Origin of the sequence: Mangrovimonas sp. DI 80 (genome assembly GCF_001975575.1) — a bacterium.
GTDB classification, from domain to species: Bacteria; Bacteroidota; Bacteroidia; order Flavobacteriales; family Flavobacteriaceae; genus Mangrovimonas_A; species Mangrovimonas_A xylaniphaga.
The window spans coordinates 239,715-255,941 of the sequence record NZ_MSDT01000003.1; the positions used below are offsets into that span (position 1 = coordinate 239,715).

The 16,227-nt window shown below is 39.5% G+C and carries 15 protein-coding genes; 10 read left to right on the forward strand and 5 right to left on the reverse strand.

Annotation, left to right across the window (positions count from 1 at the left end):
* Positions 1–54 precede the first annotated feature (54 nt).
* The 10 genes from BKM32_RS07280 to argH all read left to right on the forward strand — a co-directional run bounded on the left by BKM32_RS07280 (position 55) and on the right by argH (position 10,841).
* Positions 55–1,647, forward strand: coding sequence for an NADP-dependent glyceraldehyde-3-phosphate dehydrogenase (locus BKM32_RS07280; protein ID WP_076663231.1), 1,593 nt, complete (start codon positions 55–57; stop codon positions 1,645–1,647).
* A 443-nt stretch (positions 1,648–2,090) separates the two neighbouring features.
* Positions 2,091–2,702 carry a GNAT family N-acetyltransferase gene (locus BKM32_RS07285; RefSeq protein ID WP_053978489.1) on the forward strand — a complete coding sequence of 204 codons (612 nt, stop codon included), beginning with the start codon at positions 2,091–2,093 and terminating at the stop codon, positions 2,700–2,702.
* Positions 2,702–3,889 (forward strand): argininosuccinate synthase, encoded by a 1,188-nt coding sequence (locus BKM32_RS07290; RefSeq protein WP_076663232.1) that lies wholly within the window; start codon positions 2,702–2,704, stop codon positions 3,887–3,889. Before BKM32_RS07285 ends, BKM32_RS07290 begins: the two co-directional genes overlap by 1 nt.
* A complete protein-coding gene (gene argC / locus BKM32_RS07295; protein ID WP_076663233.1) occupies positions 3,886–4,863 on the forward strand; it encodes an N-acetyl-gamma-glutamyl-phosphate reductase in 978 nt (325 codons plus the stop codon). Before BKM32_RS07290 ends, argC begins: the two co-directional genes overlap by 4 nt.
* A 12-nt stretch (positions 4,864–4,875) precedes the next feature.
* Entirely contained in the window at positions 4,876–5,676 is an 801-nt protein-coding gene (gene proC / locus BKM32_RS07300) for a pyrroline-5-carboxylate reductase (RefSeq protein ID WP_076663234.1), read from the forward strand.
* The gene (locus BKM32_RS07305) at positions 5,673–6,797 is read left to right on the forward strand and encodes an aspartate aminotransferase family protein (protein ID WP_076663235.1); all 1,125 of its coding nucleotides are present in this window, start codon (positions 5,673–5,675) and stop codon (positions 6,795–6,797) included. The genes proC and BKM32_RS07305 overlap by 4 nt, the downstream gene beginning before the upstream one ends.
* Positions 6,798–7,736 (forward strand): acetylornithine carbamoyltransferase, encoded by a 939-nt coding sequence (locus tag BKM32_RS07310; protein WP_076663236.1) that lies wholly within the window; start codon positions 6,798–6,800, stop codon positions 7,734–7,736.
* Positions 7,736–8,512 carry an acetylglutamate kinase gene (gene argB / locus BKM32_RS07315; RefSeq protein WP_076663237.1) on the forward strand — a complete coding sequence of 259 codons (777 nt, stop codon included), beginning with the start codon at positions 7,736–7,738 and terminating at the stop codon, positions 8,510–8,512. Before BKM32_RS07310 ends, argB begins: the two co-directional genes overlap by 1 nt.
* Positions 8,509–9,570, forward strand: a complete 1,062-nt coding sequence (locus BKM32_RS07320; protein ID WP_076663238.1) for a M20 family metallo-hydrolase — start codon at positions 8,509–8,511, stop codon at positions 9,568–9,570. The genes argB and BKM32_RS07320 overlap by 4 nt, the downstream gene beginning before the upstream one ends.
* Complete coding sequence (gene argH / locus BKM32_RS07325) at positions 9,567–10,841, forward strand: argininosuccinate lyase (RefSeq protein WP_076663239.1); 1,275 nt, start codon at positions 9,567–9,569, stop codon at positions 10,839–10,841. The genes BKM32_RS07320 and argH overlap by 4 nt, the downstream gene beginning before the upstream one ends.
* A 1-nt stretch (position 10,842) precedes the next feature.
* On the opposite strand, the gene ppgK is transcribed toward argH, so the two are convergent.
* The 5 genes from ppgK to BKM32_RS07350 all read right to left on the reverse strand — a co-directional run bounded on the left by ppgK (position 10,843) and on the right by BKM32_RS07350 (position 16,123).
* Positions 10,843–11,595, reverse strand: coding sequence for a polyphosphate--glucose phosphotransferase (ppgK, locus tag BKM32_RS07330; protein WP_076663240.1), 753 nt, complete (start codon positions 11,593–11,595; stop codon positions 10,843–10,845).
* A gap of 169 nt (positions 11,596–11,764) precedes the next feature.
* On the reverse strand, positions 11,765–12,883 hold the full coding sequence (leuB, locus tag BKM32_RS07335; RefSeq protein ID WP_076663241.1) for a 3-isopropylmalate dehydrogenase: 1,119 nt from the start codon (positions 12,881–12,883) through the stop codon (positions 11,765–11,767).
* A 39-nt stretch (positions 12,884–12,922) separates the two neighbouring features.
* Complete coding sequence (gene leuD / locus BKM32_RS07340; RefSeq protein WP_076663242.1) at positions 12,923–13,513, reverse strand: 3-isopropylmalate dehydratase small subunit; 591 nt, start codon at positions 13,511–13,513, stop codon at positions 12,923–12,925.
* 25 nt (positions 13,514–13,538) lie between these two features.
* Positions 13,539–14,948 (reverse strand): 3-isopropylmalate dehydratase large subunit, encoded by a 1,410-nt coding sequence (leuC, locus tag BKM32_RS07345; protein WP_076663243.1) that lies wholly within the window; start codon positions 14,946–14,948, stop codon positions 13,539–13,541.
* Positions 14,948–16,123, reverse strand: a complete 1,176-nt coding sequence (locus tag BKM32_RS07350; protein ID WP_076663244.1) for a 2-isopropylmalate synthase — start codon at positions 16,121–16,123, stop codon at positions 14,948–14,950. The genes leuC and BKM32_RS07350 overlap by 1 nt, the downstream gene beginning before the upstream one ends.
* Positions 16,124–16,227 lie beyond the last annotated feature (104 nt).

The window sequence follows — 16,227 nt, forward strand, 5'->3', positions numbered from 1 at the left end:
TGTACTTTGTTGTATCTTTATGCAAAGCATTCTTCATTAAAAAACTATTGTATTATGACGTCTACGTTTACAGAAATTCCAGAACAATATCAAATTAAAAATCTCGTACATCAAAACACATATTTGGTAGGGGGCGAGTTAAAAAAATGGAATGGTGAAACGTCAAATGTGTATTCTACCATTTCTTCCACCGAAGATTATCAACCTACCTTATTGGGGGGCATTCCAACCTTAGGAAAAACGGAGGCTTTGGAAGCTCTTGACGCTGCTTGCGATGCCTATGGTAAAGGGCAGGGGCTGTGGCCTACTATGAAAGTAGCCAATCGTATTGCTTGTATGGAAAAGTTTGTTGAGCAAATGAAAACCAAGCGCGACGAGGTGGTTAAACTATTGATGTGGGAAATTGGAAAGAATTTACCGGATTCCCAAAAGGAATTTGATAGAACTGTGGAGTATATCTACGATACCATTGAAGACTACAAGCAAATGGATCGGGATAGTGCCAAGTTTGAAAAGCACGATGGCGTTCATGCCCATATTCGTCGGGGGCCTTTGGGAATCGTGTTGTGTTTGGGCCCGTATAATTATCCTTTGAATGAAACGTTTGCCTTGTTGATTCCCGCCATTATGATGGGAAATACCACCATATTTAAACCCGCCAAGCATGGAGTTTTGTTGTTGTCGCCGCTGTTGGAGGCTTTCCAAAATAGTTTTCCGAAAGGGGTGGTAAATATTATCTATGGGCGTGGCCGTACTGTGGCTACTCCAATTATGGAAACTGGCCGAATTGATGTCTTGGCCTTGATAGGCAACAGTAAATCCGCAAATGCATTGCAAAGCCATCACCCAAGACAGAACAGATTACGATTGGTATTAGGCTTAGAGGCTAAAAACCCTGCAATTATTTTAAAGGATGCCGATTTGGATTTAGCTATTTCAGAGTGTATTTCAGGGACTTTGTCGTTTAATGGGCAACGTTGTACAGCCTTGAAAGTGCTATATGTACATGAAGATATCGTGGAAGAATTCAATAAGCGATTTTCTAAAAAAGTGGATGCCCTCAATTTTGGAAACCCATGGGATAAAGGCGCGCAGTTAACACCGCTTCCAGAGCCTGAAAAACCACAATACATCCAAGAATTGATAGATGATGCGCTTGAGAAAGGTGCGGAAATTGTGAATGCCAAAGGAGGGGAAACCACTCCAAATTATATTTTTCCAGCGGTGCTGTATCCAGTAAATAAAGAGATGCGGGTATTTGAAGAAGAACAATTTGGTCCAGTAATTCCGGTGTTATCTTTCAAGGATATTGAAGAGCCAATGAGTGACATTGCCGATTCCAATTATGGACAGCAGGTAAGTTTGTTTGGAAGTGATGTGAAAACATTAGCACCACTTATCGATACCTTGGTGAATTTAGTATGCCGTGTGAATTTGAATAGTTCCTGCCAAAGAGGACCAGATGTATATCCATTTACGGGTAGAAAGGATTCGGCGGTAGCCACTTTGAGTGTGCACGATGCGCTCCGTTCGTTTTCCATCAGGACTTTTGTAGCCTCAAAGGATAACGACTATAACAATGCGATATTGAACAATTTATTAGACTCCAAAGCTTCCAACTTTGTGAGTACAGACTATATTCTTTAATGCTTTGAAAAAAGATTCTGTCCCTTTGGGATGGAATCTTCGTAATGTTTGCCCCTTTTAATCAAAAAAATCATAATAATTCTTAAAAATTAAGGGGCAAATGAATACGGTATTGAATAATGTTTTAAATTTGGACCATGCAAAAATTAAAAAATAATAATGGTGTGATTGGTAGGTGTTTGCCCTATAGCAAACCCCGCCGTGTTTAGTATTTTCTTCATTCTATAGACTAAGCATTCACTCATTAATTATTTTTTAAATTGAAAAAAACAGCACAAATAAGATCCTTTACAAATTCTATTATTGCTTTCAATAGCAATCCTAGACTACGTGTTGTTTTTAACCGCCGCCCGTAGGGGTGTGTGTCCTATTCTTGGAATTTTAGGTGAGTCCGATTCCGCTTTCAAAACATTTATTTAATATTTTTAATAAAAAGAAAGGCAATGAAGATTGTTATAGCAGATAAATCTCATGCGGTTTACGCACCATTAATATGCGAAACCATTTCAGAATCAGCAAAAGTTAGAGGTACTGGTATTGCTAAACGTACCCCAGAATATATCATTACCAAAATGGAAAATGGTAATGCCGTTATTGCTTTAGACGGCGATAAATTTGTTGGTTTTTGCTATATCGAGGCCTGGGGCCACGGTAAATTTGTAGCGAATTCCGGTTTGATTGTCCACCCAGATTATAGAGGCTTGGGGATGGCCAAAAAAATTAAAGCAAAGATTTTTGAGCATTCCAGGACCAAATTTCCAGACGCAAAAGTATTTAGTATAACCACTGGTTTGGCTGTCATGAAAATGAACAGTGAACTGGGCTATAAACCTGTGACCTTTTCGGAATTGACAGATGATCAAACTTTTTGGAATGGTTGCCAAACCTGTAAGAACTATGATGTTTTACAACGAACTGAGCAAAAAATGTGCTTGTGTACAGGAATGCTCTACGATCCTAAAAAACAAGTAGAGGAAAAAAAGCAGATCAAAACAAAGGTGTATAAAAGGTTAAAGAGCATTAAGGAGAACCTGTTTTTAAAAAAGGAGAAATAATGAGTAAGAAGTTAGTAATTGCGTACAGCGGTGGGTTGGACACATCCTACTGTGCAGTAAGTTTGTCAAAGGCGGGCTATGATGTGCATGCCGTAAGTGTGAATACGGGAGGTTTTACAAAACAGGAAATTGAGCATATTGAAGCCAATGCCTATAAAATGGGAGTGTCTACCTATAAAAATATTGATGCTGTTGCCACCTTTTATAACAAGGTTGTGAAATATCTTGTGTTTGGAAATGTGTTAAAGAACAATAGCTACCCGCTTTCTGTGAGTGCCGAAAGAATTATTCAGGCCATTGAAATTATTGAATATGCCAAATCCATTGGAGCCAAATACATTGCCCATGGAAGTACTGGCGCTGGAAATGACCAAGTGCGTTTTGACATGATTTTCCAAACCTTGGCTCCAGAGATTGAAATCATTACACCTATCAGGGACCAAAAACTATCAAGACAGGAAGAAATCGATTACCTGAAAAGTAATGGTATTGAAATGTCTTGGGAAAAGGCTAAATATTCGGTGAATAAAGGGCTTTGGGGGACGAGTGTTGGTGGCGAGGAAACCTTGACTTCAGGCAAGCCATTGCCAGAGCATGCCTATCCTTCGCAGTTGCAAAAAGAAGGTGAACAAAAAGTAGTCTTGACGTTTACAAAAGGGGAATTGACTGCTGTAAATGGAAAAGAAAATACACCTGAAAAGAATATTCAAATATTGAATGATTTGGCAGCGCCTTTTGCTATAGGAAGAGACATTCATGTTGGAGATACCATTGTGGGAATCAAGGGGCGTGTAGGCTTTGAGGCTGCAGCAGCTTTAATTACCATTAAGGCGCATCATTTGTTGGAAAAGCACACCTTGACCAAATGGCAGTTGCAACACAAAGAGTATTTGGCAAGTTTTTATGGAATGCATTTGCATGAAGGCCAATATTTAGACCCGGTGATGAGAAACATTGAAGCTTTCTTGGAAAGTAGTCAAGAACAGGTGTCTGGAGATGTTACTGTAAGTTTGAAACCATATCATTTTACCTTGGACGGAATTGAATCTGCTCATGATTTAATGAATGCCAAGTTTGGAAGCTATGGCGAAATGAACAAGGGATGGACTGCAGATGACGCCAAAGGATTTATCAAAATCTTCGGTAACCAAAACAAAATCTATCACCAAGTAAATTCAGAATCATGATTAGAACCGGAATTATTGGTGGCGCAGGGTATACAGCAGGAGAACTCATCCGGTTGCTGTTGAACCATTCGGAAACCAAAATCGATTTTATTTATAGTACATCCAACGCAGGTAACCCTATTAGTACCGTTCACCAAGATTTGTTGGGCACCACGGATTTGAAGTTTTCAAGCACCATCAATCCTGAAGTAGATGTGTTGTTCTTGTGTTTGGGGCATGGGAATTCTAAGGCGTTTTTGGAAAACAATCAGTTTGCCGATCATACAAAGATTATTGATTTAAGTAATGATTTTAGATTGGAAGCCGACAAGACCTTTCAAGGGAAAACCTTTGTGTATGGACTTCCAGAATTAAATAAAGCAGACATTAGAAAAGCGGATTATATTGCTAACCCGGGATGTTTTGCTACCGCTATTCAATTGGCATTATTGCCTTTGGCCAGTGCAGGGAAATTGCATGATGATGTGCATGTAAATGCGGTAACAGGGGCAACTGGAGCAGGAACTTCATTGTCCAATACCACACATTTTACATGGAGAGACAACAACTTTTCATATTATAAACCTTTTACACATCAACATTTGGGGGAAATCAACCAGTCGGTAAAACAGTTGCAATCCAGTTTTGATTCCAATATTTTGTTTATGCCTAACAGAGGGGATTTTTCAAGAGGAATTTTCGCTACGGCCTACACCAAATTTGATGGTGATTTGGAAGAAGCCAAGGAGCTGTATGAAGCCTGTTATAAGGACGATGCCTTTACTTTCGTATCCCAAAATCCATTGCACCTAAAGCAGGTAGTAAATACCAATAATTGTTTTGTGCATTTGCACAAGCACGATGGTATGCTGTTGGTGACAAGTATCATTGATAATTTGCTGAAAGGCGCTTCGGGTCAGGCAATCCAGAATATGAACTTGATGCATGGATTTTTTGAAACCGAAGGATTGAATTTAAAAGCCAATTATTTTTAAACATATAAGTCTATGAAATTAGCCGTTATTGGATCAGGTAATTTAGGGCAATCTATTGCCAAAGGGTTAATCACTACCAATGCCGTTACAACTTTGTATTTAACACGAAGACATGTAGAGGCCATTTCAGAATTTGAAGGATACAAAGGAGTTACCACCACCAACGACAATGTGTTGGCAGTGAAGCATTCCGATATTCTCATTTTTGCAGTGCAACCGTCCCATTTGGAAGCAATTTTGAAAGAAGTAGCTCCCTACCTGACTGAAAAACATGTGTTAATTTCAACCATCACAGGTTACACCATTTCTAGGATTGAAGCCATTGTAGGAGAGAATCAATTTATCATTAGAGCTATGCCTAATACGGCCATTGCTGTTGGGAAATCCATGACCTGTTTGTGCAGTAACGAGCAAGGTGCCAAGCGTATTAAAGTGGCCGAAGCCATCTTTAAAAGATTGGGACATACTTTGATCATTCCAGAAACCCAAATGCAGGCGGCCACCGTGGTTTGTGCTAGTGGAATTGCCTTTTGGATGCGTTTGATACGCGCTACTACCCAAGCAGCCATTCAATTGGGGTTTGATGCAGAAGAGGCTCAGGAGTTGGCCATGTTTACCTCAGAAGGAGCGGCGAGTTTGTTGATTAACAACGGACATCATCCAGAGGAGGAAATCGACAAAGTAACCACGCCAAGAGGTTGTACTATTGAAGGCTTGAACGAGATGGAACACAAAGGCTTGAGCTCCTCTTTAATTCAAGGTATGGTAGCCTCATTTAACAAAATCAACAATATTAAAAAAGAACAAATATGAGTTTGTTTAAGGTATATCCGTTGTTCGACATCACACCAGTTAAGGCGAAGGATGTTCTTGTATATGATGACAACGGTACCGAATATTTAGACCTTTATGGCGGTCACGCTGTAATTTCCATAGGGCACTCTCACCCCGAATACGTATCGGATATTTCCAATCAAGTGGCACAATTGGGCTTTTATAGCAATGCCATTCAAAATCCATTGCAGGAGGAATTGGCGGAAACATTGGCAAGGATATCCGGATGTTCAGATTACCAATTGTTCATGTGCAATTCAGGGGCAGAGGCAAATGAAAATGCTTTGAAGTTGGCGTCTTTCCTTAACGGCAAAGAACGAATTTTAGCTTTTAGAAATTCCTTCCACGGAAGAACTTCGGCAGCGGTTGCAGCCACAGACAATCCTAAAATTGTAGCGCCATTAAATGCGCAACACCAAGTGGATTTTGTCGAGTTGGGAGATTTGGAAGCTGTAGAAGCCATTCTAGCTAAAAATGAAACCTGTGCTGTGATTGTTGAATGCATTCAGGGTGTTGGGGGATTGGACGAAAGCACCACTGAGTTTTATCTAGGACTTGAAAGCTTGTGTCAACAATACAATACGCTTTTTATTGCCGATGAGGTGCAAAGTGGCTATGGAAGGACAGGCGATTTCTTCGCGTTCCAAAAACACGGGATAACTCCAGATGTCATTTCATTGGCGAAGGGAATGGGGAATGGCTTTCCTGTTGGAGGGATATTAATCCATCCAAAAATTGAAGCGTCTTTTGGAATGTTGGGAACCACTTTTGGTGGAAATCATTTAGCTTGCGCGGCTTCTTTGGCAGTATTAAAGGTATTGGAGTCTGAAAATTTGATGGCCAATGTAAAAGAAGTTTCGGACTATTTTATTGAACAAGCACAATCTTTGAAAGGTCTAAAGAATATCAAAGGAAGAGGTTTGATGCTTGGCTTGGAGTTCGATTTTAAAGTGGCCGATTTGCGCAAACAGTTGATTCATAAACATAAAATTTTCACTGGAAGTGCGAATAATCCAAACTTGATCAGGATTTTGCCGCCACTAACGGTGCAAAAACAACATATCGACCAGTTTTTAACTGCTTTGAAAAGCGAATTATAGATGAAAAAGTATACCGAAATAAGCGATATCACTGACCTTGATAGTTTGATAAGAGAAACCATTTTGTTGAAAATGGCACCTTTTGAATATCATGGTTTGGGAAAGCACAAGACCTTGGTAATGCTATTCTTCAATGCGAGCTTAAGGACGCGTTTAAGTACGGAAAAGGCAGCTAGGAATCTTGGTATGGAAGTTATGTCGCTTAATGTTAATGAGGCTTGGCAGTTGGAGTTTGAGGACGGAACGGTAATGGATGCCAATACATCAGAGCACGTTAAGGAAGCTGCTCAAGTGATTTCGCAATACGCTGATATCATTGCCGTGAGAGCATTTCCAAGTTTGACCAATAAAGCCAAGGATCAGTCGGAATATATTTTAAAAAGTTTTGAAAAGTACGCCACGGTACCAATTGTCAATATGGAGAGCGCTATGGCACATCCCCTGCAGGCTTTGGCTGATGCCGTGACTATTTCGGAATTTACAGAAACAAAACGTCCCAAAGTGGTCTTGTCTTGGGCGCCACATCCCAAAGCTTTGCCTCAAGCGGTGGCCAATTCATTTGCATCTATGATGCAGCGAATGGATGTCGATTTTCAAATCACCCATCCAGAAGGTTATGAATTGGACCCAAACATCACTAAAGATGTTCCAATTATCTATGATCAGGAAGAAGCTTTAGCCGATGCCGATTTTGTGTATGTAAAAAACTGGAGCAATTTTAATGACTACGGAAAAGTGCTAAATACAGACCCTAATTGGATGATGACTGCAGAAAAACTTGGTAAGGCCAAGTTTATGCACTGTCTACCAGTACGTAGAAATATGGTGGTTGAAGATGCTGTTTTGGATGGTGGGCAATCCATTGTGATGCAACAAGCCAATAACAGAACTTTTGCCGCACAAATAGTATTGAAACAAATTTTAGAAAATCTGAAATAATGGAAACGCTTAAAATTGTAAAAATAGGAGGAAACATTATAGACGATTCTAAAGCTTTGGATGCATTTTTAGAACAATTTTCCGAGATGGAATCACCAAAACTCTTGGTGCATGGAGGAGGGAAATTAGCTTCTCAATTGGCTCAAAAGATGGAGGTGGAAGTGAAGATGGAGCAAGGCAGACGTATTACGGATGCTGAAACATTGGACATCATCACGATGGTATACGGAGGAAAAATCAATAAAAATATTGTTGCAAAACTTCAGGCTCTTCAATGCAATGCCATTGGATTTACAGGTGCTGATGGAAATACTATTGTGTCTGTAAAACGTCCTGTAAAAGATATTGATTATGGATTTGTAGGCGATGTTGAAATCGTAAATACTGAAATTTTAGAGTTGTTGATGGGGCAAGATATTGCTCCAATATTTTGTGCCATTACCCATGATGCACAGGGGAGTTTACTCAACACCAATGCCGATACTATTGCTTCGGAATTGGCCATAGGCTTTGCTGAAAAGTACAATGTAGAACTGTATTACTGTTTTGAAAAAAATGGCGTGCTGCGTGATGTGAATGATGATGATTCTGTAATTGAAACCATCACCGAACCAATTTATCAAAACTTGCTTTCCGAAGGGGTTATTGCCGATGGAATGCTGCCTAAATTAAATAATTGTTTTCATGCAATTAACAAGAATGTAACCAAGGTTTGCATTGGTAAACCAAACATGTTAACCCAAGCTGCCACAAAATTTACAACAATTACCAAATGATTCAAGAACTGACACAGCATGCCATAAATTTGTTAAAACAGCTCATTGCCACTCCTTCTTTTTCTTCGGAAGAGGACCAAACGGCAGCGCATATAGAGAATTGGTTCAAAGGGCATGATATTCCTTATAAGCGATATAATAATAACGTATGGTCTATCAATAAATATTTTGATGAGAGCAAACCAACCTTATTGCTTAATTCCCATCACGATACCGTAAAACCTAATAATGCCTATACCAAAAATCCTTTTGAAGCCATTGTGGAGGATGGGAAGCTTTTCGGTTTGGGAAGCAATGATGCTGGAGGTTGTTTGGTGTCACTTTTGGCAACCTTTACATATTTCTATGCCAAAGAAGATTTAAAATATAACTTGGTGATTGTGGCTTCTGCGGAAGAAGAAAGTAGTGGACCTAATGGTTTGAATAGCATGCTGGAAATCATTCCGGAGGTGGATGTTGCAATTGTAGGCGAACCAACACTTATGAATTTAGCTATTGCAGAAAAGGGTTTGGTGGTGTTTGATGCCGTGGTAAAGGGGACTCCAAGTCATGCTGCGCACCCAAATGATGATAATGCTATATACAATACTATTAAGGTTTTGGAATGGTTTCAAGAGTTTCAATTTGAAAAAGTGTCCGAAACTTTAGGAGAGGTGAAATTAACCGTTTCTCAAATTAATGGAGGGAAACAACACAATGCCATTCCTGCCAATGTTGATTTAGTGGTGGATGTGAGGGTGAATGACCAATACACCAATCAGGAAGTTGCAGATATTTTGATGAAGGAAGCACCATGCGATAGCATTGTTCCGAGAAGTTTACGATTGAATTCTTCTTCCATTCCTGTAGAACATCCTTTGGTGAAAGCAGGAATCGCTTTGGGAAGGGAAACCTATGGGTCACCTACGTTATCGGACCAAGCTGTACTGTCATGTCCATCTTTAAAATTGGGACCTGGAGACAGTACGCGCTCTCATTCTGCCGATGAATTTATTTATCTGCACGAAATTGAAGAAGGAATTAAGATTTATATTGAATTGCTAAACAACGTATTATGAAGCTCTGGGATAAAGGCTTGGCCATTGATAAAAAAATAGAACAGTTTACTGTAGGAAACGATAGAGAAATAGATTTGCATATTGCAAAATATGATGTTCAGGCATCTCTGGCCCATGCAAAAATGTTACAACATGTTGGGATTTTAAATGAAGTAGAGCTTGGCCAGTTGGAAGAAGGATTGCAACATTTGAAGGAACAAATAGAAGCGGGAACATTTGTAATTGAAGACCAGTTTGAAGATGTGCACTCCAAAATAGAATTTGAACTGACCAAAACTTATGGAGAAGTTGGAAAAAAAATCCATACAGCACGTTCTAGAAACGATCAAGTTTTAGTGGCCTTACAGTTATATTACAAGGAAAATATTCAAGAAATTCTATCAAAAACAGAAACGTTCTTTTTATCACTTTTAGACTTGGCTAATACCCATAAGGATAAACTGTTGCCTGGCTACACGCATTTGCAGGTGGCGATGCCGTCTTCCTTCGGATTATGGTTTTCTGCCTATGCCGAGATTTTGGCTGATGACAGTTATCTATTGCAGGCGGCCTTAAAAACGGTGGATCAAAACCCGTTGGGCTCGGCTGCTGGTTATGGAAGTTCCTTTGCAATTGACAGGGGATTTACCACCAAAGAGCTTCAATTTGAAACTCTAAAATACAATGTTGTTGCTGCCCAAATGAGCCGCGGTAAGAGTGAAAGAACCATCGCGGCTGCTTTAGGAGGTTTAAGTAACACCATGGCGCGTTTTGCAATGGATATTTGTTTGTATATGAGCCAGAATTTTGGTTTCATTTCATTTCCGGATGAATTGACCACGGGAAGTAGCATAATGCCTCATAAGAAAAACCCTGATGTTTTTGAATTGCTTCGAGGCAAATGCAACAAAATTCAAGCGCTTCAAACCGAGATGACTTTAATTACCAATAACCTTCCGAGTGGTTACCATAGAGACTATCAATTGTTGAAGGAATCTATCATAGGAGGAATAGAGGATGTAAAGGATTTGTTGGATATTTTCAACTATGCCATCAATCAGGTGGAAGTAAAGGATATCGATTTGAATGATGCTAAATATCGTTACCTTTTTACGGTAGACAATATGAATACCTTGGTTGAAAGCGGGATGAGTTTTAGAGAAGCGTATCAAGTTATTGGTAAGCAGGTACAGGAAGGAACTTATACACCAGACACTTCCAAACAACATACTCATGTTGGAAGCATGGGGAATTTGCGTTTAGAGGATATCAAGGCTAAATTCGCAAAGTAGCTTAATAGGTTTTTGGAATTTGGTGTGTGGCAGCACAAGCGGCACCTATAATGCCAGCATGGTTTCCTAAATGGGCAGGAACAACAGGCGTTTCAATAGTAATGTACTTTTTGAATTTATCAAAATCGTCTGATGTGCCTCCTCCAAGAATAATTAAATCGGGGCACACCAATGTTTCAACCAAACCAAGGAAGATGTTGAAGCGTTTGCCCCATTTCTTAAAGCTTAAATTCTTGTCCTTTTTTGAAGAAGCGGCAGCCCACTGTTCAATTTTTTCATACTTTTTATAAGGGATTTGACCTAATTCAAAATTAGGAATCAATTTACCGTCATAAAAAGCACCGCTACCCAAACCAGTACCTATGGTAATGGTTAGGACTAACCCAGGTTTTCCTTGGCCAATGCCATAATTCATTACCGCATATCCAGCTGCATCAGCATCATTAATAACCGTAACGGGTAAATGAACTTCTTTCGAAAATAACTCCTCTACATTGACGTGATCCCATTCTTCATGGAGGTTTCCGGAAGCTTTACAAATTCCATGTTTGATTATGCTGGGAAACCCGCAACCAATAGGGCCCGAATAGTCAAAATGTTTTACTATCTGTGCAAACACTTTTGCCATGTCTTCCGGTTTTCGCGATGGAGGTGTTGGTATTCTATATCTTTTGGTGACAAGTTCTCCTGTGATGGTATTCACTAATGCTCCCTTCATGCCCGATCCGCCGACATCGATTCCTAAAATTTCCATAGAATTAAATTTTCTGAATGTTAAAATTAATAAATCTATTAGAGAACCCCTCGTAAAAAGTGAGTCATAATTATTAAGAACGGATAGTTTTTTAAAGAGTATGAAAGCAAAAAGCACTCAATTGAGTGCTTTTTTATATCCTAAAGAAGACATAGTTTTCTTAAACGTTTCAGATTATTGTAGACTGACCCAAATGGATGTTAGTGAAATTAATATTACTGTCTTTAGGATTGTTGATGAAATCCTCAATGAAATCACCAACCTTAGCAGTTGTTATGTTGTTATATTTTGAATTCAAATCAGGGGTCATTATTTCTAATTGAACCGATTTTTCTACGGCATTCCTAACCATATCCGCTTCATCATGCAAACCAAAATGATCTAGTAACATAGCGGCGGATAGAATAGATGCAATTGGATTGGCGATGTTTTTGCCTTTTGCCTGTGGATAGGAGCCATGAATAGGTTCAAACATGGCGTGTTTATTACCTACAGACGCCGAGGCCAAAAGCCCAATAGACCCTCCAATAACACTGGCTTCATCACTGATGATGTCTCCAAACATGTTTTCGGTTAAAATAACATCAAACTGTTTTGGATTGAGAATCATTTGCATGGCAGCATTATCTACAAACAAGAAATCTAAAGTTACATCAGGGTAAGAGGTGGAAAGCTCGGTCACTACTTTTCTCCATAAACGGGAAGATTCCAAAACATTGGCCTTGTCTACCAAGGTGAGTTTCTTGCTTCTCGTTTGAGCAGCCTTAAAGGCTAAGTGGGCAATGCGTTCAATTTCTTCCCGTGTATACAAACAAAGATCAGAAGCAGTGTTGCCATCATCACTTAAATATTTGTCTCCAAAATAGATGCCTCCAGTCAATTCACGGTAGATACTAATATCGGTTCCTTTTATGTTTTCTTCCTTAAGTGGTGATGCCCCTACAAGACTGTCGTAAGCTTTTACAGGTCTGATATTGGCAAACAATCCCAGCTCCTTTCTAAGTTTAAGCAACCCCTGTTCGGGACGCACTTTTGCTGAAGGGTCGTTATCATATTTAGGATCGCCAATAGCTCCAAATAACACGGCATCACTATGTTTGCAAATGTCTAAAGTGGCATCTGGTAAAGGGGAACCTGTTTCGTCGATTGCAATGGCTCCAACAAGAGCCGACTTGAATCTAAAGCTATGGTTGAATTCCTGTGCGATGGCCTTTAATACCTTAATTGCCTGATCGGTCACCTCTGGACCAATTCCATCTCCTGATAAAACAGCAATATCTAATTTCATTTCTTTATGTGAAGGACCATTTGTAGCCTTCTCTACTTGTTAGTTTGTTCTACTTAATTCAAAAGCCTCAATGGCTTCTTTTTTACTTAATAAATAATCAATATCATCATACCCATTAATCATGCAGGTTTTTTTGTAAGCGTCAATCTCAAAACTTTCCTGTTGGTCGGTACCTTTAATGCCAATGGTTTGATTTTCTAAATCAACAATGAGTTCGGTTTCTGGATTTGCCTTAATGGTATTCAATAAAGTTTCTAGATAGGCTTCACTCACCTGAACCGGCAGCAACCCATTGTTCAAAGCATTTCCTTTAAAGATATCAGCAAAAAAACTTGAAACGATTACTTTAAAACCATAACCGACCAAAGCCCATGCAGCATGTTCGCGACTGGAGCCGCATCCAAAATTATCTCCGGCAACCAAAATGCTTCCCGTGTATTTTGAGTCATTTAAAGGGAATCCTGTATTGAGATTTCCATGTTTGTCGTAACGCCAATCCCTAAAGGCATTGTCGCCAAATCCTTGCTTGTCTGTTGCTTTTAAAAAGCGAGCAGGAATGATTTGATCGGTATCTATATTTTCAATGGCCAACGGAATGGCTCTTGACTGTAATGTTGTAAACTTTTCCATATTTGATTCCTTTCCGTTGAAAGGTTTAGCTCATTAATTCTTTTTCAAAAGCATTTTCAAAGGCTTTTGATACATCAACTATTTTTCCTGCAACTGCTGTAGCTGCTGCCACCAATGGACTTGCCAAAATGGTTCTGGCACCCTGGCCTTGACGTCCTTCAAAATTTCTATTGGAAGTAGAAACGCAGTATTCGCCCTGGGGTATTTTATCATCGTTCATAGCCAAACAAGCAGAACAACCTGGTTGTCGCAATTCGAAACCGGCAGTTTCAAAAATATCTTTTAAGCCTTCTTCTATAATTTGGGCTTCTACTTGCTTACTTCCAGGAACCAACCACGCAGTGACGTTGTCGGCCTTATGTTTGCCCTTAATGTAATTGGCAGCTACTCTAAAATCTTCAATTCTAGAATTGGTACAACTACCAATAAATACATAGTTGATAGGTTTGTCTATCAAGGATTCTCCTTTTTGGAAATCCATATATTCCAAGGATTTTTCAAAAGAAGCATCATTCAAAATAGGGATTTGTTCAGAAATTTTAATACCCATACCAGGATTGGTTCCGTAGGTAATCATGGGTTCAATATCTTGGGCATCAAAAACGTATTCTTTGTCAAAGGTCGCATTGGCATCTGTAGGCAATGTTTTCCAATAGGCAACTTTGTTTTCGAATTCCTCGCCTTTAGGCGCAAATTCTCTGCCCTTGATGTATTCAAAAGTGGTTTCGTCTGGGGCAATCATACCGCCTCGAGCACCCATTTCAATACTCATATTACAAACGGTCATCCGACCTTCCATACTCATGTTTTCAAACACGTCTCCCGCATATTCGCAGAAATAGCCTGTCCCTGAATTGGTGCCCAATTTTGAAATGATATAAAGAATGACATCTTTGGGTAGGACGCCATTCTTTAACTTGCCATTAACCGTTACACGTAAACTTTTAGGCTTTGTCAATAACAAACATTGACTTGCAAATACCTGTGCTACCTGACTGGTCCCAATACCAAAGGCAATGGCACCAAAAGCTCCATGGGTAGAGGTGTGCGAATCGCCACAAACCATGGTCATACCTGGTTGTGTGATGCCTAGTTCAGGAGCCATAACATGGACGATGCCATTGTATTGATGTCCTAAATCGTAGAGTGTAATATTATTTTTATGACAGTTTTCGGCGAGCTGTTTTAACTGATTTCTGGACAGCTCATCCTTAACCGGTAAGTGTTGATTTTTTGTAGGAGTGTTATGGTCTGCGGTGGCCACAATTTGGTTTGGCCTAAATATTGGAATATCTCGTTCTTCAAGTTCGTTAAAAGCCTGTGGGCTGGTAACTTCATGAATTAAGTGTTTGTCAATATATAATATTTGTGGTCCATCCTGAATGGAGTCCACAACGTGCGCATCCCAAACTTTATCAAATAAGGTCTTTCCCATTACGCGCTAATTATTTGTTGATATACATTACTAGTTTCGATGATATGGTGAATATCACTGTCATCGACTTCTTTTTTACTATCGGCAAAATTTAAGAAACTGGCATAGATTTCATCCAATTGCAATTTGGTTAATTCGTAGCCGATGTTTTTGGCTCTATAGGCCAAGGCAGCTCTCCCGCTTCTGGCCGTTAATACAATGGCAGATTCAGTAACGCCTACGTCTTTAGGATCGATGATTTCGTAGGTTTCTCTGTTTTTAATGACGCCATCTTGATGAATTCCTGAGCTGTGTGCAAAGGCATTGGAGCCTACGATGGCCTTATTAGGTTGGGTGTACACGCCCATTTGTTCAGATACCAATTGGCTGATACCGTATAACTCTGGAGTTTTAATGTGGGTATCCAAGTTTAAGTACGGGTGTTGTTTTAAAATCATGACGACTTCTTCCAAAGCGGTGTTTCCTGCGCGTTCGCCAATACCGTTGATAGTACATTCAATTTGGCGTGCTCCATTGATGACTCCTTCTATGGAATTGGCTGTGGCCAATCCTAAATCGTTATGGCAATGGCAAGACAAGATGGCCTTTTCAATACCTTTTACATTTTCTTTTAGGTATTTGATCTTTGCTCCATATTCACTAGGCAAACAATAACCCGTTGTATCAGGAATATTTAAAACGGTAGCACCAGCTTTAATGGCCATTTCACAAATACGAGCTAAATACTCATTGTCTGTTCTTCCCGCATCTTCGGCATAAAATTCAATATCTTCAACAAAGGATTTGGCATATTTTACGGCTTCGTAGGCCCGTACCAAAACTTGTTCTCTGGTAGAGTTGAATTTAAATTTTATATGGGAGTCGGAAGTTCCAATACCTGTATGTATTCTAGGTCGTTTAGCATACTTCAAGGCTTCTGCGGCAACTTTAATATCGTTTTCAACAGCTCTAGTCAAACCACAAACTGTAGCATTTTTTACTAATTTGGAAATGGCCTCAACAGATTCAAAGTCGCCAGGACTGGAAACCGGAAATCCTGCTTCAATAACATCTACTCCTAGTTGGTCCAACTTTTTGGCAATAATCAACTTTTGGGTTGTATTTAGCTTACACCCAGGAACCTGTTCACCATCTCTTAAGGTGGTGTCAAAAATTTGTACGTGCTCTTTAGACATTTATAGAAATATATTTTTGTATTGTCTTACGAATTTATACTTTGGTTATACATTATACTTCGGTTTTTAATATGTATTACGATGTTCAACTGTTGTTTTGCGTT